We start from the raw sequence: 26,245 nt of genomic DNA on the forward strand, positions 1-26,245 counted from the left end.
TTTCTCGTGTCAACTGAAGTTGACCAACGAGTCAAGACCGCCCTGTAGCGGGACGTGTGGCCTGTCGACCGAAAACAGCCTAATGAACCTAAAACTGACCTTTCGGGCCGTGCGGCCTGTCGCACGAGGCCCACAAACACTCCACTGTTTTGGCTGTTCACCCAACGACCCAGGGGGTTGATGGCGTGGACACAAGCTACTTGACCGAACTTACCTGCCGCCTTTACACCCCCTGACGGTTGGGCTGCATCGACTGACCGGGCGGCCTGCATCCTGTCGACAGAGAGCTAGACCTAATGTATGTTTTATTTACAGTGGTTAATTAAACTGTCAGTGAATTGCTCAAATCGTTTGGTATATGCAAACTCATAGTATTTGTCAGCACTGTCTTTAGACGCCACTAATAAATCCATGAATTTATAAGTTTTGCCCCCTGTATTTGTCCCTTTACCGGTGTCCAAGAGCCATACTCCTGTAACTTTAGTATTAGGTTTATTTAGTTCACTATCGAAATACATGTAGTTTGCCCGTTCAGGTAATTCAATCTTCTGCTTATCATTTGTAATCTTATAGTATTTGTGGTTTACATAACCCGTTTTTATTTCTCCTTGATAAAGTAGAACGCCATGTCTTGGTATAAAAAGTTGCTCTCGACCATTAACTACGTTTACAGGTTGTCCGCACTTCATATTTTCTACAACCAGCACTTTCCCTTCAAAATTGCCTTCAAAAATAAAGTCTAATTTCTGTGCTGTAGCAGTACCAATTACACCTGATAAATACATAAAAAGAAAGAAGGCAGGGTACCAAAATAAAACGGGTAAAATAGTCCAAAGTACTTTTGTCCTCAGTTTAGCCTTACTGATCCAAACGAAAATTGTACCTATTAAAAAAACGGGAACTGTAAAAAATAATACGTAAGGATTTAATGAAACTACAAATGCTAGCACAACTACTATTTTGCCGATCAGAAGTGCTTTTCTCAACTTAATCTTTTCTGACAACATTCTCTAATAATAAAAGTATTCACTAATAAGAGCGGTTGCCTTGTCGCAGGAGACCAAGCAAACTCAGTTTTTAGGGTAGCCCAACCGGGGCTTCTAGTGTCGACCGAAACCCGACTGACGAACCAAAACCGGTCTGTCGCGAGACGACTGCCCTGTCGACCGAGACCCGACCACTACGTTGTTTTTCAGCTTGTTGCATCACCCAACATAGTATTGTACGCAAATTAGCGGAACTACAGACGGCTAACAATTGGATTTGTAGTATTCGTCAATACGATTAGGTTTCAAGCTAAATAAATACCTTGCTTGTTGAAATCGCAAATCGGATTATGCGATGTAATCAAACGGTCGATTCATGATGGACAGGCTTTTTTGAGCTGTATAGTTGGTATCAGGTTGTCCGTACAAGAAAGGCCATGTAGCATATCCGTTTTAACACGGGAGCAGATGCCAACGAAACTGTTCCGCCCGAAAGGAAGTTTGACAATGGATTGCCAACCGTTCTGAACACAATACGCCTTAACCACTCACACCATGATTGCTCAGGAAAAAGACAGGGCCATTCCAATTTATTCACTTCAGCAAAGTAGTAGCCTGGGGAGTACGATAGTCGAAGTAGTTGAATCGAACGGGGAATTCCGGCGGCATAGGTCCAATTTTCTGATTCCGCATCGGAAAGACTATTATTTCCTTTGCTTCGTGCGCAATGGAAGCAGTCGCCACTGGGTCGATTTTGTTCCATATACCTTACGGCCGAATACCTTCTATTTTTCGTTGCCACAGCAGGTACAGGTGAAGGAAAAAACCGAACCGCTGGAAGGAATTATGCTGTCGTTTACGGAAGAGTATCTCCAGTTAGACGAAAACCGATCCTTACGGCAATTGCCCATTATTCAAAACCCCGATAATGCCCACGAACTGACGTTAAAACCAGAGAACGTACAGTTTCTGGAAGACCTGCTACCGAAAATTCTGGCTGAGTTTAACACCGACCAAAACTGGCGAAGCAAAATGCTGCAATCGTACGTCAGCGTTTTGTTGATTTATGTAAGTCGCCTATACACCGAACAGGTTCAGGCAATGGGGAGTTTGGCCGATCGGGGTTTACTCAACCAGTTTCGGGCGTATATCGAAGAAAATTATGCTACACTCCATCAGGTAGCCGATTATGCGGAACTGCTCCATTTGTCACCGGGGCACCTGAACGACCGTATCAAGCAGCAGAGCGGTAAAACGCCCATCGAACACATTCACGAACGGCTGGTGCTGGAAGCCAAACGATTGCTGTTGCATACTGACCTGTCGGCTAAAGAGATTGCCTGGCAACTGGGTTTTGATGATGCGGCTTACTTCCATCGGTTCTTCAAGCGGTTGACGGGCGATACACCGACCGCGTTCCGAACCGACATCCGCGAAATGTACACGTGAAACCGACAAACGGTCAATGACAGCTGCTCGATAGACCTCTAGCTTTGCGTTATGAACGCAGAGACAGAATTCAATAAACAGATCGTTACCCGTTTCAACAGGGAAGCCATTGAGCAGGGGCGGCTCGAAGCCTTTGACGAATTAATTGCCCCCGATTTTATCAACCATACGGCTCCTGCCGGTATGCCTAAAGGTCGGGAGGGCATGGTACAGTTTATCCTCGACGTAATACGCCCTGCCTTCCCCGATTTGCGCGTTAAAATTTACGATCAGGTTGCTGAAGGGGATAAGGTAGTGACCCGCAAAGCCTTTCACGCTACCCACTCCGGCCCGTTTATGGGTATTCCAGCTACCGGAAAAGCCATCGTCTTTCCCATAATCGACATCGTACGATTGCGCGACGGTCAATACATCGAGCACTGGGGTATTCGTGATACATATGCCGTTCTAAAGCAACTTAATCAAGAGTAAGCCTATGAAAACATACCTCGTTTTGGTCCGTGAACCCGACGGGCGAATGGTTATTCCGCCTGCCGAGGACATGCAACAGCATCAGCTTGCCATGAAATCCTGGATAGAAGGGCTGGTTGCCAACGGGTATTGGCTGAGTGGTCAGGCGTTAATGCTATCGGGGCGGGTGGTTCGCCCAACGGCTGATGACCCACAGGTAACAGATGGCCCTTACCGGGTCGATGAGCTGGAAATTGTCGGCGGTTATATGTTGCTACAGGCAGCCAGCCTTGACGACGTTACGGCCCTCATGAAAACCTGTCCTGTGCTGGATACCGACGGTTTCGTCGAGATTCGGGAAACGATGTAATGAGTGAGATTCAACTAGAATCGTGAGGACGCGAAGGCGCAAGGTAGTTTGATACGTTTTGCGACCTGGCGTCCTGGCGGTTCATATGACTTCTTTACAGTTTAAGTTTGATCAACAACCTGCCCAGGACAGCCGTAATGCCGATAATCAGTAACGAAAACAGCAATGATTTAACTAAACCAATGAGCCCTGTTGTCAGTACAGCCGGTAGCGCGAGGCTAGATAGTGCAGCCAGGCTGTAATACACATACGGAATCAGATAACAGGTTAACGTACTGGTTCCGGCGGGTTTGATAAAGTCGAACCAGTTAGCTCTTTGATGTAGATCGACCAGCCAGTAAACGCCAGCGTAGACGATGTACGCAATGCCGCAGCAAAGGAAAATCCAGGTGGGCGTGGCCTGAATCTTGGAGATAATAAAGGCATTTCGGAGCAGGAAACCAGCGACGAGCAAGACGATACCCAGGGCAATAAACACCACAGGCACTTGTTTCGCTCGACCGGATTGTTGCCAGCGCGTTAGTAAATGCGTAGCCAGAATGCCCGCAAACGCAAATACATTGAAGGCGCCATTGTCGGGAATCCAGTTGCGTGGACCACTAGGCCAAAGTGCATGCAACCAGCCTGCGTGACCAGCTATATTCAGCAGCGTAAAAGACAGCCCGCAGACGACTAACAGAACAGGCTGTTTGTGGAGGAACAGATAGAGCGTGGCACAGGTAAGGTACGTCCAGCCGATTAGCCCTAAAATCCCCCACCATTGGGGCGTCATACCCGTTAGGTGCGTAACATCGCCCCCTTTGAACTTGATAGCCAGGTAGATCAGAATGCCAATTCCCAATGCTTGCAAGCCCATAAATAACGTGTTTGCCGTACCCGATCGCTTGGGATATTGGTTCCAGATCAGAAAGAAGCCAATGACCATCAGAATCTGAAACCAGGCCGACCGCATACCCGTAGCCTGTTCATTCAGATCGGGCAAATTGACAATGAATACGCCCATAACCAGCAAAGCGACCGACCGGAGTACGATGTGTTGGAGTAGCTGTATAGACGAATCCCCTTTGGCAAGTCGGTGTTGGATCGCGAACGGAATCGACATCCCAACAATGACCAGAAAGCAGGGGAAAACGGTATCGGCAAACCCCAGAAAGTCCTGATCCCGGTGCGCGTGTTCGAGCCATACCGGAATATCCGACAGTGTCCATAAGTCGTTAACGAAAATCATGGTCAGCATCGTTACTGCTCTGAACACATCAATCGAGAATACGCGTTTTACCACCTGACTAGTGCGGTTCGGTGAGGATTGAACGGATACCATTTTTATACGATTTAATTTGTAGCACCTAATTTTCCTATCTCGTCATACAGGGCTTTGAAGCAGTTGGAAGGAGTATTTTCGCCTGCTTCGGTCGACACGTTTTTTCCGTAAAATTCGTCCAGAAACGGTCCGGCTCCCGACCAGACTGTTTGCATCATACCCTGGAATCGTTCTTTCATGATGGGCGTTACGGATTTCCTAAACCGGACCATATCCTGCGTTTGGGTAACGGCAAAACCGGGTTTGCGCCAGGGACAAGTGATTACGCTCAATCCTTTGATGGCGAAGTAAACAGCCGTCTGATCGGGTCGTTCGTAGTGCCAGTCGCAAATCATTACATCTTTAGGGATCAGGTCGATGGCGCGGTGAGTGTTATTAAAACTACCTTCCCACATACCGATACCCGTGGTTTTGCCATCAATCAGTCGATCGCCCCACATCCAGAGCTTCCGATTTTTTAGTGCCAGATGGTTACGGATCTGCGTCACTTCGCCAGCGAATAGCTCGGCCTTATCGCGCCCGGAACAGCGTGGGCATTTGTCGTGACCAATGTAAAAGACCTCGTCCAGACCGGCATGAAACGCATCGGTTTCGAACACATCGCAGATTTCATCGACCAAATCAAAGACGACGGCATGAACGCCCGGATGCAGGGGACAATAGCTTTTGCAGTACAACCCATCCTCGTTGGGCCATACATACTTTTCAGGCATTTTTACGCTGGGCGTTTCATCGAAGTCGGGGTAAACGCGTAGCAGATTACCGACTTTACTAGCCCAGGATTGATGCCCCAGCAGATTAATTTGCGGAATAAGCCGGATATTGTGTTTCTGACAGGCTTTCACCAGCTTTTTTACTTCCCGTTTCGACAGCGCAATGCTATCGCGTAGTTCAGGGTGAGAGTCGAACTGGTAGTTGTAATCGACCCGAAGAATCAGGGTATTGACCTGCCGGGGCGCCAACTCGTCGTTGATAAATTGAATAAACGAGTCGAGCTGTTTGGGTAAGGGCGCTGCGATGCAAAATCCACGGATGGGCAATAAACTATCCAGCTTTGTTTGGGCACGAACAGGAGCCACAACTAAAAAAAGCAGGCAAAGCAGCAGGTTGATTCGGGCCATCGGAATGGGCTTTCGTAAGGAGAAGACTACCTGATTAAAGCGCGTTCATGTCTGAAAATACCGTTCATCTAACTGGATCATTCCTTCTGGAGTTTCATTTCTCCAATTGATGGGGATTGCCTTCATCAAAAAAATACCCCCAGCCAAAGCCAGAGGTATGTGGGTAAATCAGGTAGTATTGCGAGCTAACGCAGCGTTATTTAATGGCAACCAGTCGGCTGGGAGAAGACTCCACAGAAGGGGTAGCTAGTTTAAACGAGAACTCTTCCGTTTGTGAACCTGCCGAAATACGGAAGGTATAGGCCCCGTCGGTAAGTTGGCTCATATCGAACTGCTGGCGGAACGTATTGCGCTTGCTATTCTTTCCGACGACAATTTCATCGAATACAATATCACCCCGATCGTTGACTAATTCAAGGCGAACTTTATTATCTGACTGGTATTTTTCAAGGCATAACCACAGTTTAGACGCATCGGCGGCTGGAAACATAACGGCCGAAAAAGCTTTGGCATTGGTGTGATCATCGATTGCCAGGACTGGCGTAGCAACGGATACGGAAAGGGCCAGAAGTAAGGCGCTGGAAAGGAGTTTAATGGACGTTTTCATTGAGTTGATCAGGATTGTTAGAGAACCTTTAGCTGTCAACTCAATGATGGTTACGCAAAAATGAACCGCTGTTGTTCGGGAAAAACGGTCAAAATGGATGATAAACGGCAGAAACTAATCGACAAAGTCGAGGTCTTTACCGAACGTTTCTTCCATCTGGCTAAGTGACCAGAAGGCTAAGCCATAGACAACTACCGCCAGGATACCGGCAGCTACTAAAGCCCCCGCCGTTGGTTTTAAGGCCTGAAAGGATAAGGTCATCAGGATCAGTGTCCCGCGTACCACGCTCGGTACCGATGTGGTGGCTGTATTCCGAAGGTTAGTGCCATATAATTCAGCGACCATAGTTAAATACATGGCAATGTACCCCGTGCAGAAACCGGCCAGCAGACAAATGGTGTAAAGTCCTTCGGCCGTTTTGATACCCCCAAACAGGTAAATTCCACTCAATAAGGCGCTGAAAATGAGTAGGCCCGTTATTGCCTTGATACGCGACTGTAACCACTGACTCAAAGGACCACTAAGCAAGTCGCCCCCAGCCAGCCCGACGTATACCAGCATCACGCAGCGACCCGGCTTTACAATGTCGGCAATACCGAGTGCCTGCCCAAACTCATTGGCGAACGTGGCTAGTATACCCACAATAAACCAGGTAGGCATACCGACCGTAACGCAACGGAAGTATTTGACGGCCTGTTTTCGGGTTTTGAAAAATTCCAGAAAATTGCCCCGGCTAACCCCTTTGTGTTCGGTTTTCATGCGGCTGAAAAGGCCTGATTCGAATACACTTACCCGAAGCAGCAGTAGCGTCAGGCCCATGCCACCCCCGACCCAGTAGGCCGTTCGCCAACTGAAATACTCGACGGTCATGTAGGCTAGCCCCGCACCCAGATAGCCGATGCCTGCCACCATAGCTGACCCATAACTCCGAATTTCTTTCGGCAGAATTTCGGAGATGAGTACCATAGCGGCACCAATTTCGCCCGACAGCCCGACGCCAGCCAGAAACCGCAACAGGGCATAGGTGTTCACATCCTGCACAAAACCACAGGCAATGTTGGTCAGTGAATAGGTGAGAATACTACCGAAAAGCACCGACATCCGCCCGCGTTTATCGCCCCAAACCCCCCACACAAACCCGCCGATCAGGAGCCCAGCCTGTTGAAAATTGATGATAAATGTTCCGGCCTTCGACACCTCTGCTTCCGACAAGCCGAACGATTGCAGGCTGGGAACGCGAACGATGCTGAAAATAAGTAGGTCGTATACATCCACAAAAAAGCCTAAGGCCGACACAATGACGGGTAGGGTGAACAAGGGGCGTAACGACGTACGAGAGGGCGTAGAGGAGAGGGTATGCATAAGGATTTAGGCGATTGATCTGTTGGAATGCATAAACGAAAGAAAATCAGGAAATCGCTTACATCCTGATCGTCCTGGTTCTGCCATTATTCTTCCAGATAATTCAAATCCTTTCCGTGGGTTTCTGGTATGGTCAGGATGGAGTAGAAACCAAGGGCAAACGCAATGAGTCCTACAACCGCGCCCGCATCGATAACACCCAGTGAGGGTTTCAGATCGCCGTACAGGCTCGTCATCAGGATAACCATACCCCGTACCATATTGGGAACCGTCGTGGCCGCTGTAGCCCGGAGATTCGTACCAAATTGCTCGGCTCCGATGGTAACAAACATAGCCCAGTAACCAATGCCAAAGCCCATGGCCAGACATAATCCGTACAGAGCTGCGGCACTTTTAATGCCTGTATATAAATAGATTAAGCCGAATAGGAGCGAAACGATCATAAGCAGCGTGACCGCCTTCTTGCGTGATGCCAGCGCCTGGCTGATAAACCCACTGGCCAGATCGCCTACCGCCAGGCCGACATAACACCACATGATGGCTAAGCCTGGCTGAATCTCTTCGCCGATACCCAGTGCTTTGCCAAACTCGTTGCTGAACGTAGCCAGAATGCCAATGACAAACCAGGTTGGTAAACCGATACCAATGCATTTGAGGTAGCGCTTCAAGCGATCCCAGTTGGTGAAAAAAGAAAGAAAATCGCCCCGACTTACGTGCTTTTGGTCCGATACGTCTTTAAACATCCCCGATTCGACCACCCCCACCCGTAGGAGCAACAGGCCAAAGCCCAGACCTCCGCCAACAAAAAAGGCCAGTTGCCAGTCGAAAAGTTTGACCGTGAAATACGCAACTACAGCGCCGAACAATCCGATTCCCGCTACCAGCGATGTACCAATGGCCCTTTTTTCTTTCGGCAACACTTCACTAACGAGCGTAATCCCCGCCCCCAATTCACCCGCCAACCCAATGCCCGCAATAAAACGCATGAGCGCGTAGTAGGTGATGGGGTCCATAAACGTGATGTGCTTTATAAACCCACAGGCAATGTTGGCAATGGAATACGTAATGATGGAGCCAAACAATACCGAAAGCCGCCCACGCTTGTCGCCCAGAACACCCCACAGAATCCCCCCCAAAAGTAGACCGCCCATTTGCCAGTTCAGAATAGTAGCACCAACGCTTGATATTTGATCGGAAGCGAGGCCAAGGTCTTTCAGACTGGGAACGCGAACGATGCCGAACAGTAGAAGGTCATAAATATCGACAAAGTAGCCTAGCGCAGCGACAATAACCGGCAGGCTGAACAGTCCAACCGTAGATGATTGAGATTTTGAGGAAACAGTGGGAACAGCCATGCGGCAGTATCAGAGGTTAAGAGAGCGAAACAATTCTGCAATATTACAAAATGGCCAAAGAAGATTAGGCTTTATTTGGTCTGCAATAATTTCTTCTGAATAAAAATATCGGCGTAGCGCTGGCCAAGAATACGGGCCGATTCAGTATCGAAATGGGTGGCATCTCCTTTGTCAGACAGACCTGCCGAAAGCACATAATAGGCATTGGGAAGCTGCCTGGTTGCTTCCATAATAGCTTCATTAACCGTTTTGGCATCAGCATTACGATTGACGACAAAATCGCCCAGGGTTCCAGCTACGAAAGGTACATTGGGCGCATTGAGATCTTTTCGTAACCGTTGAACAAGCTCAGTAAGTTTTTCTTCGTACTCAAGCGCTTTTTCCGGGTCGGAATCTGACTCTCCCTGGTGCCAGATAAAACCGGCCAACTCCCCATTTTTAAGGGCTTTTTTGGCCCGAACCAGCATATCATCGTACGGATGTGATTTGGTAGGTTCATAATAGGCTCCCGGTTTCCAGACATTGATGCCAGAACCACCAACAGCGCAGGGAACCAGACCGATGTTTAGGTCAGGGTAGGTATCGGTGAGTCGTTTAGCGAAACTCAGGCCGGGCCCTACACCCACAATATCGGGTTTGTCGAAATGCATCGGATCCTTGGCTGGCATCCAGTTTAGTGCTTTGTCGAGCATCCATATTCGAGGATTGGTTTTCTTCGATTCGGCATCGAGATCACCTCGGCCTGCCATGTTGGATTGACCGATGAGCAGAAAAATCTGGAGCCGGGGAGGTACATCCTGTTTGATGGTAAACAGGGTCAGCAAGCATCCGCTCATTAAGAAAATTAAATTAGTTGACATATATCAAATGGTTTATTAATCAGGGATTTGCTGAGTTTAAGTTGTTAAAATGAGAAAAATAGTGAATTTTGTTTCTATAAAAACTTCAGAAAGACTATTAATTTAGTCGTGGTTTAATCAGACTTTATTATAAAGTAACTTGAATTCTGCAAAAGTCGCCATTTTTGAATCACGAAAAGCGGAATCCTTCGTTCGGTATGGACTAGTAGCTATTACTTTTTTTCTGTTACTGTATTCTGCAAGTACTCAGCAGGCTAAAGGAGACGAAGGAGGAGCCTATTTGCCTGCTTTTGAACAGGCGTTTACGCTCTGGCCTGCCCTGGACTTGTCGCCTTATTGGTCAATTTCATCGTTTTATTTATGGGTTATAGCGGCACTACAGGCGGTTGTTGGTCCATTGGTCAGTGGTAAAATCCTGCTAGTTGGTCGTTTACTGTCGTTAGCTTGCTGGCTGATTTTGGTATGGCTTCATGCTCGTTCGAGCCGATATAAATCGCTGGTTGTACTCTTCAATCCATATGTACTCATTTATAGTGTTCGGGCTCATCCTTTATTACCCGGCATTTTTTTGTTTTACTTGTTCTGGACGCTGGTACGTCAGCACAAAAAGGCTGGATTACTGATTCTGCCTTTTGCGGTAAGTTTTCAGGTTTTTATTGGTGGAGCTGTCGGCCTCTTTATGCCCAAAGTTCCGCTGCAAAAAGATGAGGTCATTCGGATAGTGGTTATTGGCTTGCTGGCCCTTTCCGGAGTATTAATTACCTGGTTGACCTGGGGGGGGATGTATCCGCCCAAATTTGCCAGCCATGTTTTTTTTCAGGAATACCACGTTCATGGCAAGCCTTCATTTGGGTATTTGGGGACCGTTTTTATGATGGCTGGAGGAGTGTTTTGGTTCATCGGTAACCGGACATTGGCGGAAATAAAACAGCATCGGACGTATTCACTGGTCGTTATCGGTTTGCTGATACTAGCCGGTGCTTTTTTGTACAAAACGGCGACTATTGTTGGTATTGCCCGCCAGCTTAGCCAGAGCTACCTGGCTAACGACCAATTAGGCTGGGTGCTAATTTTTGTACTCATTGGCTTAGGCTGGCTACGACTCCATCGCGACCACTACCCGGTCTTTTTCGGTTTACTGGGTGCTTCCGTCCTGTTAGTGACGCTGCCTTACCTCTACGAACGCATTTCGGTTTTTGCAACCATCGCTCCCTGTTTGGCCTGGTGTAGCCTTCAGTCATCAGAAAAGCAGCAGAAAGGGCTGGTTTTAACGATGTGCTGCGTTTTTGTCCTCTTGTTTATCGCCTATCAACGATATGGCTCGCTCTGAGTCATCGTATCTAAACTATGAAATTATCCATAATTATACCTGCCTTTAATGAGGGGAAAACGATTCAGAATATTTTAAACAGACTAGTGGAGATACAGTTACCCGAGTCGGTCAGTAAAGAAATAATTATTGTCAATGATGCATCCAGAGACAATACGGAAGTAGTTGTCTTACAATTTGTTCAGGCTCATCCTGAGGCCAATATTCAGTATGTAGCTCATGCGGTTAATCAGGGGAAAGGGGCTGCCTTGCATTCAGGGATTCAGAAAGCATCGGGCGATTATCTGATTGTGCAGGATGCCGACCTGGAATATGACCCTGCTGAGTTTACTATTTTGCTGAAACCAGTACTGGATGGCTTTGCCGATGTGGTGTACGGTTCGCGGTTTATGGGTGGTAATGCACACCGGATCCTGTTTTTCTGGCATACTATTGGTAATAAGTTTCTGACGTTTCTAAGCAATATGTGTACGAATCTGAATCTGACCGACATGGAAACGTGCTACAAACTCTTCCGAACTGATATTATCAAACAAATACCTTTACACGAAAAACGGTTTGGATTCGAACCCGAAGTGACGGCTAAAATTTCGAAAGTTCCTGGTATTCGCATTTACGAAGTAGGCATTTCCTACTATGGGCGAACGTATGAAGAAGGGAAAAAAATAAACTGGAAAGATGGATTTAGAGCCATCTATTGTATTATTCGCTACGGTCTGTTTGGCTAATTGGCTGTCGTTTATTGAAGCAAACAAGTACAGCAAGTAGGGTAGTATGCTTGCTGATGGAATTAGCAATAGGAGCATTCAGTTAACCCGAACGTGCATAGCCAAGACGTTCGGGTTAATTTTTTAAAGTATCTTTACACTTTCTTTTAGGTAAGTCAGTGTTGCTCAGTTTGTTGGTCCAGCATGTGGTGTCGCTTAATTTTAGGGCTTTTCGTATTCGGGGTATTTTATGTTTTCATTTTGCCTTATAAAAAGTATCTAAGATTTACGCTGTTGCATGAAGGGATACATATTTTGCCTGTTGTAGTATCTGATGAGAAGCCGTTCTTGTTGTGGAGTTTGCTAACATCGTTCCCGGTGAAACTGTCCTGCACCTTTATATAATTGCCGGTCGGCTGATAGACAGGGGCTGGTCGTTGGTGCAACATCGGTGGGGCTTTCGGTTATTCCTATCATTGAACCGGCATACTGCACTGTTCGCTGACAATTTCCTTATGAGTTTGGCTGCATCTGCTGAAGGTTGTTTGCTATGCACGGCTTGCAGAACGTTGACTGAACTTTCTAAAACGCATTAGTAAATGAAATTTTTTGCGACTACCGATCGGCTGTCTGCCTTTTCGGCGCCTGTAGCCCATACAAAGCCGTATCGACAATACTTTATTTCGATCTGTGCGTTGTATCTATTGGTTGCTGCCTGGCTCGCTGTTCGCATTCGGTTCGGGGTAATGGACGAGTTGTTTCACCTGGAATATAGTCTTCCTTTTGCCAAATTAGGGCTCAGCAAAACGACTTTATATCGACATGTACCGCCAACCGGTGTTGCCAGTCATCTTTGGTTTGCCTTGTGGATCTGGTTGTTTCCGACGATTGACTATATTGGTTTACGGCTCATTACCTGTGTAGCACTGGCGGGACTGGCTATAGCGACTTACGTTCACCTTAGGTCTTTTTCGGGTGTGTGGCAGAGAAGAATACTGGCTGCCAGTGTATTTACGCTAGTTTGCCCGTATTTTTTCCTGAGTGTCTCAACAGTCATGACCGAAGGGCCTTCGCTGGTTTTTTTGTTTGCAGGCTTATTACTGCTATCGATTTCACGGCTTGAGCGACTTTTTCCATTTTTTCTGGCCTGCTGCTTTCTGGGGCTTACAACCATTGCCCGGTTTTATTACATCCCTCTTTTACCAGCTCTGTTTGTGGTTCTGGCAGTAGAAGACTGGGAAGCCTACCGACGAATTGGTGCCAAAGCGTTTACAACGCATCGGATACTACTCTATTTATCGATTGGGATTAGTTTATTGCCTTTGGCAGGTCTGGTTAGTTTGTGGGGAGGATTTACCCCTCCGCTATTCCACCAGTGGTCTAAACTGCGTTCGGGAGTTAGTTTCAATGCCTTACGTCCCATTTCGGCATTTGTCCTTACGGGCATATATATTTCCCCAATCGTATGGCTTTCGGGGTTTCAGTATATAAAGTCTGCGTTATCGGTTGTGATAGGGTCTTTCATAATCGCACTGATTCTGGCTTTCTTACAGATCAATCTTCTGCGCGATCCCGAATCGGTCAATGATGTTTTCAGCGGACCAATTGAGCATGGTTTGGGCTGGCTAATGGCTAAAGGCCAACTAGCGATCAGTCTGGGTCTGTTGGTGGTTTACACCTTAAGTTTCGTAAGCCTGGTCATTGTGATTCGGCAACTTTTTCAGATACTGGTAGCCGAAGGTTTTGTCGATAAGGCATTCGTATTTTCGATTGCGTTTGTCGCGTTATTTATTGCCTCTCAGGCCTTTATTGGTGGCAACCACCCATTTTTCGAGCGCTACCTTATTCATCCCTGGCCTTTTATTGGGTACGGATTAATAAGAGCCTTTCCCGAATCGACCAATATCAGAACCTACTCAGTACTAGCCGTATATACGGTTGTATCGATACTTCTGTTAACGAAATGGGGCCTTTCTTGACAGAAGGTACTGAGTAGTTTTTCGGCGTATCACTCAAGCGATTCGGTGAACGTTTCGCGACTGAGTTGTGCAGTAGCGTCCCGAATCGACGTTCGGCTGAGGCTCAAAACAGGCTTAGGATGTGATAAGATCGCGTAGGTGTTATAGGCTGCTCCCAGCGCCCAGACCTTTAATCCGATGCGTCCGAAAATCATGACTTGCTGAATGACAAACATGAGCAGTATTGTGGCCCAATTGCTCATCAGAACTGCTTCGTCGATTAGAAAATACAGGCCAAACATACCTGTTCCGATCAGGATGAATAACCAGTATAGTCCATACGTACGAAGTATATTGCCAAGCACCAGCCGACCGGCCTGCCCAAACGATTTAAAAGCCTGATGGCTGTCTTCCCGAAACATCAACACCTTGGCATAATCACCAATACAAAGGATAAGTGTTCCGGTCAGAGCGGCACAGGCAAAAAAAACGGCCCCAATCCAGAATTGACCACGCTCGGTTAGGGCATCATTGGCCAGAATAGCGATTAACGACCCTGCCACCAGCCAAATACCCGCACCAACTAGTAGAAACAGAAATGTGACGCCGAAGAGCCGCAAAAAACGCCCAAAATAATGCGTGCAGGCCTGCCAGAAGAAACCCGTATTGAAGCGGGTCGTTGGCTGCGAAAACCGGAATAAAATACCGCCTGCAAAAAACACACTTAAAAACAGATACAACGCTCCAAGCCATCGACCCACGCTGATAAGGGGCAGAATCGCTTTCCGGCTGCGATGCATGAAATCGGAATAGATGGTATAGTCAAATCCGTTCAGCAGGTTCAGGAAAACTCGCGAGTCCTGATCTTCGGCAAGTAAGGTGCTATAAAATGGGAGAGCAACAACTAAGCCGAGAACCAGCGTAATACCGTAGATCAGCCCTATTGGTCGGGTTGATCCAAGCGTTTGTCGGAAAGATAGGTTGATGGGCGTCACGGATACAATGTTTCAGATGTCAAGTTTAACGTTTCCTGTTGGCTAACGCAAACAAACCCGTAAACTCCATCAGTGGCCTGTTGAACCGTTAAGCGTCCCGTAGCGGATGCTCAGTTCGTATTTTTTCCTGTAGTTTCAAAAAACCGTCAATAAGCGCTTCGGGACGCGGTGGACAGCCGGGAACATACACATCCACTGGGATGATCCGGTCGACACCTTTTACCACATGGTAGCCATGTTGCCAGTAGGGGCCTCCGCAATTAGAGCAGGAACCCATTGAAATGACATACCGTGGTTCGGCCATCTGCTCATACAGTCGTCGGATTCGGTCGGCCATTTTATAGGTTACTGTTCCCGACACAATCATAATATCGGATTGACGAGGGGAAGGGCGTGGAAAAATGCCAAACCGTTCAAGATCGTAATTGGAAGCCATTGCGCCCATCATTTCAATGGCGCAGCAGGCCAGCCCAAAGGTTAGTGGCCAAAGCGATTTCTCCCGCGACCAATTTAGCAAATCTTCAGAATGCATCAGGATTACACTGGCTTCGCCTGATTTATTAGATACGGATGGAGAGTTCATCAAATTAGCGTGTTTGAGGAATGCGATTAAATAAATCCTGCTGATAACGAACGGTGAACGGTTCTAGCTGGCGGTACAAACTAAGCTCCGGGTTGGACAGATCCAGTGGGCGAATACTTCGACTTGCCAGATTATTGACGAATGAACCTACTACCAGCCCGGCTGCTGCACCACCAGCCGCAGCAAAGGTTAGCGTAATTCCATAATTGACGGCACTACTGGGCTGGTTGCGTTGAAGGGATTTATAAGAGGCAAAGCCTGCGGCCAATCCACCGATAATGGATCCGGTAATGATGGCGCTCTTTTTACTCGTGCGCCGAATTACTACCTTGCGAATCTGTCGTAAAGGAATCTCTTCATCGATCCTATAACCATGCTGGCTGCTCAGGATCAGCTCGGTATCGGTTAGATCGTCCAGCAATCCACGATATCGTTCACCCGTATAAGTAATCACTCGTGCCCGGTAGATATCAACCGTAAGTTTTTGCGCTTGTAACGTAGTTGATAATGAGCTACTAACGAAAAAGGCTAGCCAAAAGTAGACAGGGGTAAAAGACTTCACCGTTTATAGCGCTCGTTTACCTGTTCATACAAATGCGTTGGTACTTTGGTTTCGATAGTAGGAAGTTTCGGTTGAGGTTTTACCCAATCTAGGTAGCCTTTAGCCCATACATAGGCCAATCCTAATGCCAGAATAACGACGAAGAGGAAAGCTTCAGCCAGGGCGAACCAGCCCCAGAGGCCACCCGTTTCGCGTATGAGTCGTTCCTGACCAAATACGGTTGCCCACGGAAACAGAAAGGCTAGCTCAACATCGAACAGGACAAATACCAGAGCGACTACGTAGAAGCGAATATTGAACTGTACATTGGCATTGCCAACGGGTTCTTCACCTGACTCGTACGTACTGTTTTTTTCCACGTTCGGGCGGTTGGGCCGTAGCAGACGAGCCACAAAAAGCACGATGGCTATGAAGGCGAACGCAGCTACGATAAACAACAGAATGACGCCGAAGTCGGAAAGCATGTCTTTTGTGTTAGAAGTTAGGAGCGAGAAGTGAGGAGAAAGAATGGCTGACGCATAGTTTTCTTGATGCATCAGCCATTTTCTCTCCTCACTTCTCGCTCCTAACGCCTGCCATAAATTTATTTCTTCTTCTTTTTCGGAAACAGATTGTACACCATCGAAATCTGGAGGTTCCGATTGTAGTAGGAAGCCGTAGCTTCGGGCGATACGTTGGTAAGACCGTAAATAAAACGGGCGTGCAGGCTGAAATTATGCAGCATGTCCAGAAAGTCGTAGTGGACGCCTGCCGCTATGCCCAGGTCATTATTCACGCCAGGTCCACCAGTTTGTCCAGCGTTGAGCGCGTAACTGAATTCGGGACCAGCTTGTATTGTAAGCCCCTCGGTCGGTATGTAGCCCAGCATCAGGGGCAGGCTGGCATAATAATACGATACAGCCGTTGTGGTGCGGCTACCGTTGCTTTGCTCCTGCTGAAAATTACCACCTCGAATAGACAATAGAGCTTCGGGCTGAACGACCCAACGGTTATATCGATACCGATATATCGCACCCAGATGAGGTTGTAAGGTACGGTGAGGGATGTTGGCAGTAGCTCCTGAAATGGCAATCTGCGTGAACGATGCACCCAGTTTCAAGCCGAAATGACCACCTATTGGCTTATTACTTTGCGCCTGGGTTAATGCCGATGAGGTTACTAAAAAGATAAAAAGGAGTAATCGATAACTGTGCATACGGGACGATGGAAAGGAAGCGACCCCTTTCGATAACGTTTTTTTATCCGAAACGTCGGACCGGTACAAAATTGGTGAAAAAAAGTTAAGATGTCCCTGTTTGCGTGGTCGGTAGATTGTCAAAAAATGTTAATTAAGTCGAGGGTCGACCGGGTAATGGGCAATGGATTTGTATTCACCCCCCATCCGTTTGAGGACACCCCGCCAAAACTCTTTCGTTGGTGTATCGAACAGGAAGCTGGCATTGGTGCGGCTCACAATCCACGCTTTCTGGGTTAATTCTGCATCCAACTGGCCTTCACTCCAGCCCGAATACCCAATAAAAAAGCGGGCGTCGCGTTCGGTAAGCGTTCCCAGATTGACGGCTTGTTTGATCTGCTCGAAATCGCCACTCCAGTAAAGGCCGTCTAGAACCCGGATCGAGCCGTCGATCAGATCAGGTCGGCGGTGGATGAAATGTAGGGTATTCTGCTGTACAGGCCCTCCAACAAATAAGGGCAAATCAACGTGGATATCGTCAATCACATCGCTCAGGTGAATATCGGTTTGCTGATTCAAAACAAGTCCAAATGTGCCTGCCTGATTATGTTCGCAAACCAGGACTACACTGCGTTCAAAGTTAGTATCACCCATGAATGGCTCGGCGATCAGCAGATCGCCGTTCTTAACGGAGGTAGGAATCGTATTCATAGCTCATTGAGCAATTATAGATTTATGGCAAAACGCTTTTTTCAGACACTATATTCTTTAAAAACTGTTAAATACGCTACTGGCTCCCTGAATACTTTGTATATGGCCGTGACACAAATCCATAAGGATCATAACGTACTGACAGACAGCCGTCCCTTTGTACTGAAAAAATTGTATTCGGGTCTGTATTACGGTATAGCCAGCCAGAGCGTTACTTTTACGTGAACAAAACTGATGCCATGAAAAAGCAGATTCATGATCGACGGGGATTTCTTCAGAAAAGTGCTCTGGCAACCCTAACGGCCTTAGTTGGTACTGATGTTATTTTCGCCCGTCAAATACCTCCATACTATACTCCGCTGGGTTTTGATGATGACCCACTTAAAGGCAAAATTCCAGATATGAAGGTGCTGGGCGATAAGCCCTGGAATGTCGAAGCGCCTATTCATCAGCTTGATGATGCCATTACACCCGTCGAAAAGATGTTTGTGCGAAATAATGGTTTGATTCCTTCTGAACCCATCAATCCAGATACGTGGACACTGACCATTAAGGGCGAGTCGGTAAAAGCAACGAAAACATACACACTCAACGACCTTAAAAAGCGATTTCCAGTCCATACCTATCAGCTCGTGCTGGAATGCGGTGGGAACGGACGCGCTGGGTACGAACCACAAACAACCGGAAACCCCTGGGATCAGGGGGCCGTTAGCTGTGCCGAATGGACAGGCGTTCGGCTGAAGGATATTCTGGCCGACGTGGGGCTCAAAGATGATGCCGTTTACATCGGTTATTACGGTAAAGACCCGCACTTGAGTCAGGACCCCACCAAAGTAGCTATTTCACGGGGAGTACCCATAAAAAAGGCCCTTGAGGCCGAAACGTTAATTGCCTGGGCGGTAAATGGGAAAGATATTCCCTTGGTACACGGCTATCCGCTTCGGTTGGTAGTGGGCGGTTGGCCAGCGTCGGTATCCGGGAAGTGGTTGCACACGATCTCGGTGCGAAATAAAGAACACGATGGGGCCAAAATGGAAGGCCATAGCTATCGGATGCCCATTCGTCCTGTACAGCCGGGTGAGAAAATCGCCGAAACACCTGAGAATTTCCGCATTATAGAATCGATGCCCGTAAAATCGCTCATTACATACCCCAAAACGGGCGCTATGTTCGATCTGAAAAAGCCACTTGCCCTGCGTGGTCATGCGTGGGCAGGGGATCGGATGGTGGCGGATGTGCATACATCGATCGATTATGGAGCAACCTGGCAGAAAACAAAGCTCCAACCGCCTAAAAATCGACTGGCCTGGCAGCACTGGTCAACGGAGATTACGTTCCCGCAGTCGGGGTATTATGAAGTGTGGGTACGGGCAACGGATAGTAGCGGAGTAACGCAGCCGATGGTTATTCCGCAATGGAATCCGGGTGGCTATCTGAACAATGCCTGCCATCGGATTGCGGTTAAAGCAGTTGTATAGATGATGAAAGCAATAAGCATACTTTTCTTTGTTGGAGCCGTTCTGATAGGAGCGTCGAGTTTCCGCGTTCAGAACCCGAAAGCTGCTAATCATCCCGTTGGTATTCTGGATACGTTGAAAATCGACGCTGAGAGTGGCCTGGTGGCTGATGCCAGTTTAATGATGGTGAAGGCGCAGTGTACGGCTTGCCATTCGTCGAAGCTTATTTTACAGCATCGATTTACCCGAGCGGGCTGGCAGGAACGTATCCGCTGGATGCAGAAGTACCATAAACTGTGGGATTTGGGCGAGTCGGAGAAAGTGGTTCTGGACTATCTCGAAAAATATTATGGACCGTCCTCGATGGAATCTAAAGCTACATTTCGCCGTGCTCCGTTGAAAGACATTCAGTGGTATAAGTTGAATAAATAGGGTTTGTGCTGAAAACCTATTTCCGAAATACGAAACCTACTTTTTTTCCTGAAATGCGCTCTACTATAGGGCGTAGTATCTGATTGGTATTCTGGCGGGTTTGTTCCAGAATGCCACTACTAAGTGCCGATTCTTTGACCTGATGCTCTGCTTTTCGGTAGGCATCGCTTACCAGTTGAGACTGATCCAGGAACGAAAAGCGTGTATCGTACACCCGTGATCGATCGTGATTGATTTTCCAGGTACAGAGTTCCGGTTCAGGTAGCCGGATCGTTACCGAATCACCATCGGCAGTCACGTCGGTAGCTGTAATCTTTGTTAAATCGATACAGCCCGTTGCTTCGCCTTCTACAATCAGAATAGCGTTCGCATTCGGCAGAAACGTATTGACCTGCTCATGCTCGACGATATCCTTAAAGGTGTATTTTACTAATTCCAGCTTACCCAATGAGGCTACTTCTTTCAAGACAATGCTTTGCGTCGTGTGATCGCCTTTTCGGAAGCGGCTTAATAGATTATTCCCCCTGATCTGCTCCCAAATGGCAATCAGTCCGGCTACCAGAACAGCAATCAGAACCAGTCGGAAAATGGCATTGATGAGTCGAGTCATGAGGGCAGAAAACGAAACCTGTTAAAATAAAACTTCCCGAAAGTTTACCGCTTTCGGGAAGATAAGAAACGTAACGTCAAAGAAGAAACGCATTAATCAGTAGCTATGTTTTTCGTCAGCAACGGGTTGCTTTTCCAGATCGAATAAATCATTAAGCACATCGATTAGGGTTTCGGCTTCACCTCGTTTGCAGGCGGCTTTCAGTTGCAGGACTGGCAGCTTGATGATTTTCTGCATAATCCCCTTCGTAATCTTATCTACTTTCTCCGACTCGTCGGGGGTCAGGTGTTTCAGATGCCGGGCAATCTCGTCGCGACGAATTTGCTCCAGTGCATTTTTAAGCTTGTTGATGGTTGGCGAAACAACCATTTCTTTCGACCAGTCGCCAAATTCGGCAACGGCCTGGGCAATAATTGCTTCTACCTGAGGAATAGCCGCCAGACGCTGTTGCAGGGCTTCGTCGGCCCGATTACGGATGTGGTCGATGTTATAGACCAGTACGCCAGGAATCTGCTCAACCGTAGCATCGACACTGCGAGGTACTGACAAATCGATGAAATATTTGAAGGTCAACACCTCAACGTGCTTCAGCAATTCTGGGGTAATCAGTGGTTCATCACGCATGACGGAGGAAATGATCACATCGGCCCGGCGAATTTCATCGGTCAGATTCTCAAAGTCGGCAACGCGGAAACCACATTGTCCGGCCAGTGCTTCGGCTTTGGCTTTGGTACGGTTGCAGAGGGTAATATTGGTGTTACCTCCACGAGCTTCAAGGTTTTTACAAACGTCGGTTCCAATTTCACCGAGCCCAATTACCAGAATGTTTGGTTGGCTATGTTCGCCAACCAACTCGTCGATCAGTTCAACAGCAGCATAAGACGATGAAGCCGCTCCATCACGGAAAGGCGTTTCCTGAGCTACTCGCTTATTCGTGAAGAAGATCGTGTGCATGAGCCGGTGCAGGAATGGCCCGGCCATTTCCAGATCGGCCGACCACTGATACGACTGCTTCACCTGATTGGGGATCTGCATATCACCTACAACCTGCGAATGTAAGCCCACACAAACTTCAAACAGGTGCTGAACAGCCTGATCGTTTGCGTCGAAAAACTGAAAATAAGGCAAATAGTTATCGGTGTCGGTCAGCCCTTTTTCAATCAGTAGCAGACGGGCAATTTCGGTATTAAGATCCTGCTCAAAGGCATAATACACTTCAGTACGATTACAGGTTGAAATAACGAGCAAATCGCTCAGCCCGAAAAAGTCTCGTAACCGAAGCATGAGCCGCTTCGCTTCGTCTTCGTTTAGTGCAATTAGTTCACGGACCCGCAATGGAGCCATTTTGTAAGACAAACTAATTGCTTTGAAGGTATCTAACATGGTAAAAAAGCACCTTTACTGGCTTGTAGCCTTTACAAAATTACGGCATTATTATCGGATATGAATGCACGCAATCTAGACAGTTTGCTATTTAGAATTTGTCCAAATAGAATGCGCCTTTCTTCGATCAATCCTATTCAGGTTTGTAACATTCGTACCTTGTCAGACGTTCAACCTTTGCACGTTTACTGCATTTTTATCGTTAGAAAATTAAGCTGAACCTACAGCCAGCAAGACCACATGCTGAAGTCATTTGATATTTATAGTCAGAATAATATTCTGAAAATCATAGTAGCGCTCAATCTGCTTCTGGTGGGAACGGGATCGCTACTCTACACACGTCGATTAATTCTGAAGCTTGAAGATCGTGAAGAACAGTATGTCCAGCTTTTCGTGAAAGCGATGGAATATCTGTATAGCTCAAGCAGGGCTGATGTCGATAATGGCGATATCACTTTTGTAACAAGCGAAATATTACAGGCTAACAAGACAATTCCTGTTATTTACCTTGATCACAATGGCCAGATATCCAGCAAGTTAAACATAGATTTGCCGGAAGGGTTTGATAAGCTTCCTGCGGCCGAACAACAAGCCTTTTTACGGCAGCGCATTGCTGAAATGCGTAAAAACCATAAACCGATACCGGTTGTGATGCCAGATGGCCAGCGTGGGCTGGTATATTATGAGAACTCAAAAGTACTGCGCCAAATCAATTATATACCCTATGCGCTGATTGCCATTTTAACGGCGTTAGGGGTGTTGGCGTATCTATCGTTTAGCTCGTCGCGACGGGCGGAGCAGAACCGGGTTTGGGTGGGGCTGGCCAAAGAAACGGCTCACCAGTTGGGGACACCTATGTCGTCGTTGATGGCGTGGGTGGAGTACATGCGATCGGACCCCGATCAGTACGACGCTTCTATAACGGATGAGATCGAAAAAGACGTACAGCGACTGGAAACGATTACAGCCCGTTTCTCGAGTATTGGCTCCATTCCGACCTTGAAAGAAGAAAATCTGAATGAAGTGGTCAAGCAGTTTACCGATTACCTGTCGCGCCGAATCTCAACGAAGGTTAGTATGAGTTTTGCCAGTCAGATTCCGGCTAACCAGCAGGTGAAAATCAATAAGTTATTGTTTGAGTGGGTCATCGAAAATATTTGCAAGAATGCGGTCGATGCTATGAAAGGTGTGGGCGAATTGAGGCTTACTATTATCCCCTTACCTCACCAAGAGGTAGCTATCGATATTACCGACACCGGCAAGGGTATCTCAAAAGCTAATATGCAAAAGGTGTTTTCGCCGGGTTTCAGCACGAAAAAGCGGGGCTGGGGGCTTGGCCTTACCCTCGCCAAACGCATTGTAGAGGAGTACCATAACGGACAATTGTTCGTCAAACACTCAGAAGTAGGGAAAGGAACTACGTTCCGAATCGTGCTGAATACAGATTAGGGCTATAAACGGTTTAAACAACTCCAAACCGTTTATAGTAGATTTAAATTACTGCTGAATAAATGGCAGCGTTATCGTATCTGTTTCGATAACATTACTGGTATTAAGATCTCGGTCCCGTATCCTGATTTGAAATTTGGTTGGATACCGATAAATGACTGTTCCGTACTGAAAAGTTTGATTGAAATCCAGCGATCCTTCAATAGCCCCTTTAGGCTTGTTTTTCGCTAAGTCAGGGAATAGAAGAAAATTATTGATCTTTTGCTCATAGAGTACGTACTGTTTGTTAATTAAACGGAAGGTTTTAATTTCATAGTTTCCCCAGCCTCCATTTGAAATATAGCGAAGCGAGTCTGCTTTGGGTAGTGGGATGTCATTTCCCAGATTACCATCCCCATCTTTAAAACCAACGGTAAGCACAACCGAATCCCGTTTCGATTGGCCTACACCTTTACCGGCGGCAAGCGTGTACTTGAATATCCCTTTAAATTCAATCTCGGGCGTTGTTGAGTAGTTCGGTTCGGTGAAGCAGGCCGATAAGGTTATGGCTACTCCAAAAACGAGGAGGTATGTTTGAATTTGTTGCCGTCGCATACTGTTGTACTCGTTGTGCAATAAACGCTTATTTTACTTTGTCTTTTTCATTAACACTTTCGGCCAAAGCAGCTCCAATTCGAGAGTCGCTTAGGCAGCAGATTCTGGCAATCAGTTCGGCAACTCCGAATTCAGATGCATTCGAGTCGCTGGCATTGGCCGTATTTCGTTACCAGGCTGCTTACAATCCGGTATATCGGGCCTATTTAAGCTATCTCAACTGCCAGCCGGAACAAATCCATAATCTACGTCAGGTGCCGTTTATGCCGATTGGTTTTTTTAAGACCCAAACGGTTTTGACGGGCCTCGATTCAACTATATACACCAACTTCGATACTACGCTCACCTTTGCCAGTAGTGGTACTACGGCCGGAGCGGAGCAAACCAGTCGTCACCTAGTACCCGATTCGGCGCTTTATCAAACCATTAGTACCCGAATTTTCGAGCAGTTATATGGCCCTCTTCGCGACTTTCACATCCTGGCATTACTGCCGTCGTATCTTGAACGAAATAACTCCTCGCTTGTGTATATGGTTCAGCAATTTATGGCCCAAACTGGACACTTGCAACGAACAGGCCTACAAGCCGAGCCGAACGATTCGGGTTTTTATCTACACAACCACACCGAGCTTACCGAGCAACTGAAACGGCTTGTACAGCATGACGACGGAAAGACGATTTTATTGATCGGTGTAACATTCGGTCTGCTGGATTGGGCTGAGTCGGATTCTGACTTAACATCTTTAGGGCATTCGCCCAGGTTGATTGTGATGGAAACGGGCGGTATGAAAGGCCGTCGACGGGAGTTGCTTCGGGAAGAAGTGCATGAAATTTTAATGGAGAAGTTGGGTGTACAAACGATTCATTCGGAGTACGGCATGACCGAATTACTTTCGCAGGCGTATTCGATGGGGAATGGTATTTTTAAGGCTGGCCCGACCCTGCGAATAGTATTGAGAGACATCAACGATCCCTTTTGCCTATATCCTGACGATTATCCACGAACAGGCGGCATCAATGTGGTCGATCTGGCTAATCTGGACTCATGCTCGTTTATTGAAACCCAGGATTTGGGGCAATATGCAGGCGTAGACGGGGCCTTTCGGGTAATCGGTCGTTTCGATAATTCCGACGTGCGGGGGTGTAATTTAATGATTGACTGATTGAATTTTGACTGATTGAATGATAATCGTATACCTATTCAATCAGTCAAAATTCAATCAGTCAATCATTAAGCATATAACTTCACATCCTCAAGTGTGATGGTGTCACCACACATGATGACGAGCCGTTCGATGACGTTGCGTAACTCACGGACGTTACCTGTCCAGGGGAGCGATTGCAGATATGTCATCGCATCGGGTGTCAGCTCTTTGGGAGGGGCACCGTACTCGTTGCCAATGTCGTGCAGGAATTTGTCGGCCAGTAACGGAATATCAACTTTACGTTCTGCCAGGGGCGGTACATGAATCATGATGACGCTCAGGCGGTGGAATAAGTCTTCGCGGAAGTTGCCATTGACAATTTCCTGCCGAAGGTCTTTGTTCGTAGCCGCAATGACCCGAACGTTGACTTTAATTTCCTTGTCGCCCCCAACACGGGTAATTTTATTTTCCTGCAATGCCCGGAGCACTTTCGCCTGCGCCGACAGGCTCATATCACCAATCTCGTCGAGGAACAGTGTTCCGCCATCCGCCTGTTCAAACTTCCCAACACGCCTTGCCGAAGCACCGGTAAACGCTCCTTTTTCATGGCCGAACAATTCACTTTCAATGAGTTCGCTCGGGATAGCAGCGCAGTTAACCTCAACCAGTGGTTGATTGGCCCGGCTTCCCTTTTCATGAATTTGCTTGGCAACCATCTCCTTACCAGAGCCGTTGGCACCTGTTACCAGTACCCGCGCTTCGGTGGCCGCTACCCGGTTGATAGTATCCTTTACCTTTTTGATCGGTTCCGACTCCCCAACAATTTCGTTCAGTTTGTAGATCCGCTTTTTGAGGGTCTTGGTTTCCTGCACCAGTTTAGCCCGTTCGATGGCATTACGAACGGTAATGAGCAGGCGGTTCAAATCGGGTGGTTTAGTAATGAAATCAAAGGCTCCGCGCTTAGTGGCTTCAACAGCATTTTCAACATTGCCGAAGGCCGACACCATGACAACCTGGGTGCTTTTTTCAGCTTCGCTTACTTTGGCCAGCACTTCCAGACCATTCAACTTTGGCATTTTGATGTCGCATAAAGCTACATCATAACTGCCATTCAGAATCATGTCCAGTCCTTCTTCTCCGTCTTTCGCTTCGTCTACTTCGTAGCCTTCGTACTCTAAGATATCGCGTAGCGCTGCCCGAATCGGTTTTTCGTCATCCACGATAATCAGTTTGGCCATATAACTAGGGTAAGTTTAAACGATGGATTAGTATAG

Annotated in this window: 27 protein-coding genes; 10 read left to right on the forward strand and 17 right to left on the reverse strand. The window is 47.3% G+C overall.

Going from position 1 to position 26,245, the window contains the following annotated elements:
* Positions 1-305 precede the first annotated feature (305 nt).
* Positions 306-1,007, reverse strand: a complete 702-nt coding sequence (locus B5M13_RS06180) for a DUF6843 domain-containing protein (RefSeq protein ID WP_080054848.1) — start codon at positions 1,005-1,007, stop codon at positions 306-308.
* Between the two features lie 534 nt (positions 1,008-1,541).
* Here B5M13_RS06180 and B5M13_RS06185 point away from each other — a divergent pair.
* The 3 genes from B5M13_RS06185 to B5M13_RS06195 are packed head-to-tail and all read left to right on the forward strand — an operon-like array spanning position 1,542 to position 3,255.
* Positions 1,542-2,435, forward strand: coding sequence for a helix-turn-helix domain-containing protein (locus B5M13_RS06185; RefSeq protein ID WP_080054849.1), 894 nt, complete (start codon positions 1,542-1,544; stop codon positions 2,433-2,435).
* Positions 2,436-2,486: 51 nt separating this feature from the next.
* On the forward strand, positions 2,487-2,906 hold the full coding sequence (locus B5M13_RS06190) for an ester cyclase (RefSeq protein ID WP_080054850.1): 420 nt from the start codon (positions 2,487-2,489) through the stop codon (positions 2,904-2,906).
* 4 nt (positions 2,907-2,910) lie between these two features.
* Complete coding sequence (locus B5M13_RS06195) at positions 2,911-3,255, forward strand: YciI family protein (RefSeq protein ID WP_080054851.1); 345 nt, start codon at positions 2,911-2,913, stop codon at positions 3,253-3,255.
* 94 nt (positions 3,256-3,349) lie between these two features.
* Here B5M13_RS06195 and B5M13_RS06200 read toward each other — a convergent pair whose 3' ends face one another.
* From B5M13_RS06200 to B5M13_RS06225, 6 genes are all read right to left on the reverse strand, one after another.
* Positions 3,350-4,576: a DUF5009 domain-containing protein gene (locus B5M13_RS06200; protein ID WP_080054852.1), complete on the reverse strand. Its 1,227-nt coding sequence runs from the start codon at positions 4,574-4,576 to the stop codon at positions 3,350-3,352.
* 11 nt (positions 4,577-4,587) lie between these two features.
* A complete protein-coding gene (locus B5M13_RS06205; protein ID WP_080054853.1) occupies positions 4,588-5,697 on the reverse strand; it encodes a family 20 glycosylhydrolase in 1,110 nt (369 codons plus the stop codon).
* A 196-nt stretch (positions 5,698-5,893) separates the two neighbouring features.
* Positions 5,894-6,304, reverse strand: coding sequence for a hypothetical protein (locus tag B5M13_RS06210; RefSeq protein WP_080054854.1), 411 nt, complete (start codon positions 6,302-6,304; stop codon positions 5,894-5,896).
* A 114-nt stretch (positions 6,305-6,418) separates the two neighbouring features.
* Entirely contained in the window at positions 6,419-7,666 is a 1,248-nt protein-coding gene (locus tag B5M13_RS06215) for an MFS transporter (protein ID WP_080054855.1), read from the reverse strand.
* Between the two features lie 86 nt (positions 7,667-7,752).
* Complete coding sequence (locus B5M13_RS06220; RefSeq protein WP_080054856.1) at positions 7,753-9,021, reverse strand: MFS transporter; 1,269 nt, start codon at positions 9,019-9,021, stop codon at positions 7,753-7,755.
* Positions 9,022-9,092: 71 nt separating this feature from the next.
* Positions 9,093-9,881, reverse strand: a complete 789-nt coding sequence (locus tag B5M13_RS06225) for a sialate O-acetylesterase (RefSeq protein WP_245859807.1) — start codon at positions 9,879-9,881, stop codon at positions 9,093-9,095.
* A gap of 139 nt (positions 9,882-10,020) precedes the next feature.
* Between B5M13_RS06225 and B5M13_RS06230 the strand changes: the two genes are divergently transcribed.
* From B5M13_RS06230 to B5M13_RS06240, 3 genes are all read left to right on the forward strand, one after another.
* A complete protein-coding gene (locus B5M13_RS06230) occupies positions 10,021-11,211 on the forward strand; it encodes a hypothetical protein (protein ID WP_080054858.1) in 1,191 nt (396 codons plus the stop codon).
* A gap of 17 nt (positions 11,212-11,228) precedes the next feature.
* The gene (locus tag B5M13_RS06235) at positions 11,229-11,939 is read left to right on the forward strand and encodes a glycosyltransferase family 2 protein (RefSeq protein WP_080054859.1); all 711 of its coding nucleotides are present in this window, start codon (positions 11,229-11,231) and stop codon (positions 11,937-11,939) included.
* Positions 11,940-12,517: 578 nt separating this feature from the next.
* Positions 12,518-13,897, forward strand: a complete 1,380-nt coding sequence (locus B5M13_RS06240; protein ID WP_080054860.1) for a hypothetical protein — start codon at positions 12,518-12,520, stop codon at positions 13,895-13,897.
* A 29-nt stretch (positions 13,898-13,926) separates the two neighbouring features.
* Here the strand turns inward: B5M13_RS06240 and B5M13_RS06245 are convergent, their stop codons facing one another.
* The 6 genes from B5M13_RS06245 to B5M13_RS06270 form a co-directional block, all read right to left on the reverse strand.
* Positions 13,927-14,871 carry a hypothetical protein gene (locus B5M13_RS06245; protein WP_080054861.1) on the reverse strand — a complete coding sequence of 315 codons (945 nt, stop codon included), beginning with the start codon at positions 14,869-14,871 and terminating at the stop codon, positions 13,927-13,929.
* 88 nt (positions 14,872-14,959) lie between these two features.
* Positions 14,960-15,454: an NADH-quinone oxidoreductase subunit B gene (locus B5M13_RS06250; protein ID WP_080054862.1), complete on the reverse strand. Its 495-nt coding sequence runs from the start codon at positions 15,452-15,454 to the stop codon at positions 14,960-14,962.
* 4 nt (positions 15,455-15,458) lie between these two features.
* Positions 15,459-16,016: a hypothetical protein gene (locus B5M13_RS06255; protein WP_080054863.1), complete on the reverse strand. Its 558-nt coding sequence runs from the start codon at positions 16,014-16,016 to the stop codon at positions 15,459-15,461.
* Positions 16,013-16,480, reverse strand: coding sequence for an NADH-quinone oxidoreductase subunit A (locus B5M13_RS06260; protein ID WP_080054864.1), 468 nt, complete (start codon positions 16,478-16,480; stop codon positions 16,013-16,015). Before B5M13_RS06260 ends, B5M13_RS06255 begins: the two co-directional genes overlap by 4 nt.
* A 119-nt stretch (positions 16,481-16,599) precedes the next feature.
* Positions 16,600-17,211, reverse strand: a complete 612-nt coding sequence (locus B5M13_RS06265) for a porin family protein (protein WP_080059821.1) — start codon at positions 17,209-17,211, stop codon at positions 16,600-16,602.
* A gap of 129 nt (positions 17,212-17,340) precedes the next feature.
* Positions 17,341-17,901: a YqgE/AlgH family protein gene (locus tag B5M13_RS06270; protein ID WP_080054865.1), complete on the reverse strand. Its 561-nt coding sequence runs from the start codon at positions 17,899-17,901 to the stop codon at positions 17,341-17,343.
* A 239-nt stretch (positions 17,902-18,140) separates the two neighbouring features.
* On the opposite strand from B5M13_RS06270, the gene B5M13_RS06280 reads away from it, so the two are divergent.
* A complete protein-coding gene (locus B5M13_RS06280; RefSeq protein WP_080059822.1) occupies positions 18,141-19,379 on the forward strand; it encodes a sulfite oxidase in 1,239 nt (412 codons plus the stop codon).
* A 3-nt stretch (positions 19,380-19,382) separates the two neighbouring features.
* Complete coding sequence (locus tag B5M13_RS06285) at positions 19,383-19,790, forward strand: hypothetical protein (protein WP_170061236.1); 408 nt, start codon at positions 19,383-19,385, stop codon at positions 19,788-19,790.
* A gap of 16 nt (positions 19,791-19,806) precedes the next feature.
* On the opposite strand, the gene B5M13_RS06290 is transcribed toward B5M13_RS06285, so the two are convergent.
* Together B5M13_RS06290 and hemA are read right to left on the reverse strand one after the other, a co-directional pair.
* Entirely contained in the window at positions 19,807-20,400 is a 594-nt protein-coding gene (locus tag B5M13_RS06290) for a DUF4230 domain-containing protein (RefSeq protein ID WP_080054868.1), read from the reverse strand.
* Positions 20,401-20,496: 96 nt separating this feature from the next.
* Positions 20,497-21,783, reverse strand: coding sequence for a glutamyl-tRNA reductase (gene hemA / locus B5M13_RS06295; protein ID WP_080054869.1), 1,287 nt, complete (start codon positions 21,781-21,783; stop codon positions 20,497-20,499).
* A 240-nt stretch (positions 21,784-22,023) separates the two neighbouring features.
* Between hemA and B5M13_RS06300 the strand changes: the two genes are divergently transcribed.
* Positions 22,024-23,232: a sensor histidine kinase gene (locus tag B5M13_RS06300; RefSeq protein ID WP_080054870.1), complete on the forward strand. Its 1,209-nt coding sequence runs from the start codon at positions 22,024-22,026 to the stop codon at positions 23,230-23,232.
* A gap of 48 nt (positions 23,233-23,280) precedes the next feature.
* Here B5M13_RS06300 and B5M13_RS06305 read toward each other — a convergent pair whose 3' ends face one another.
* Positions 23,281-23,826, reverse strand: coding sequence for a hypothetical protein (locus B5M13_RS06305; protein ID WP_080054871.1), 546 nt, complete (start codon positions 23,824-23,826; stop codon positions 23,281-23,283).
* Positions 23,827-23,864: 38 nt separating this feature from the next.
* Here B5M13_RS06305 and B5M13_RS06310 point away from each other — a divergent pair, with 38 nt between their 5' ends.
* The gene (locus tag B5M13_RS06310; protein WP_080054872.1) at positions 23,865-24,989 is read left to right on the forward strand and encodes a LuxE/PaaK family acyltransferase; all 1,125 of its coding nucleotides are present in this window, start codon (positions 23,865-23,867) and stop codon (positions 24,987-24,989) included.
* 68 nt (positions 24,990-25,057) lie between these two features.
* On the opposite strand, the gene B5M13_RS06315 is transcribed toward B5M13_RS06310, so the two are convergent.
* On the reverse strand, positions 25,058-26,209 hold the full coding sequence (locus tag B5M13_RS06315) for a sigma-54-dependent transcriptional regulator (protein WP_080054873.1): 1,152 nt from the start codon (positions 26,207-26,209) through the stop codon (positions 25,058-25,060).
* Between the last annotated feature and the right edge of the window lie 36 nt (positions 26,210-26,245).

The organism is Spirosoma aerolatum (assembly GCF_002056795.1).
GTDB classification, from domain to species: domain Bacteria; phylum Bacteroidota; class Bacteroidia; order Cytophagales; family Spirosomataceae; genus Spirosoma; species Spirosoma aerolatum.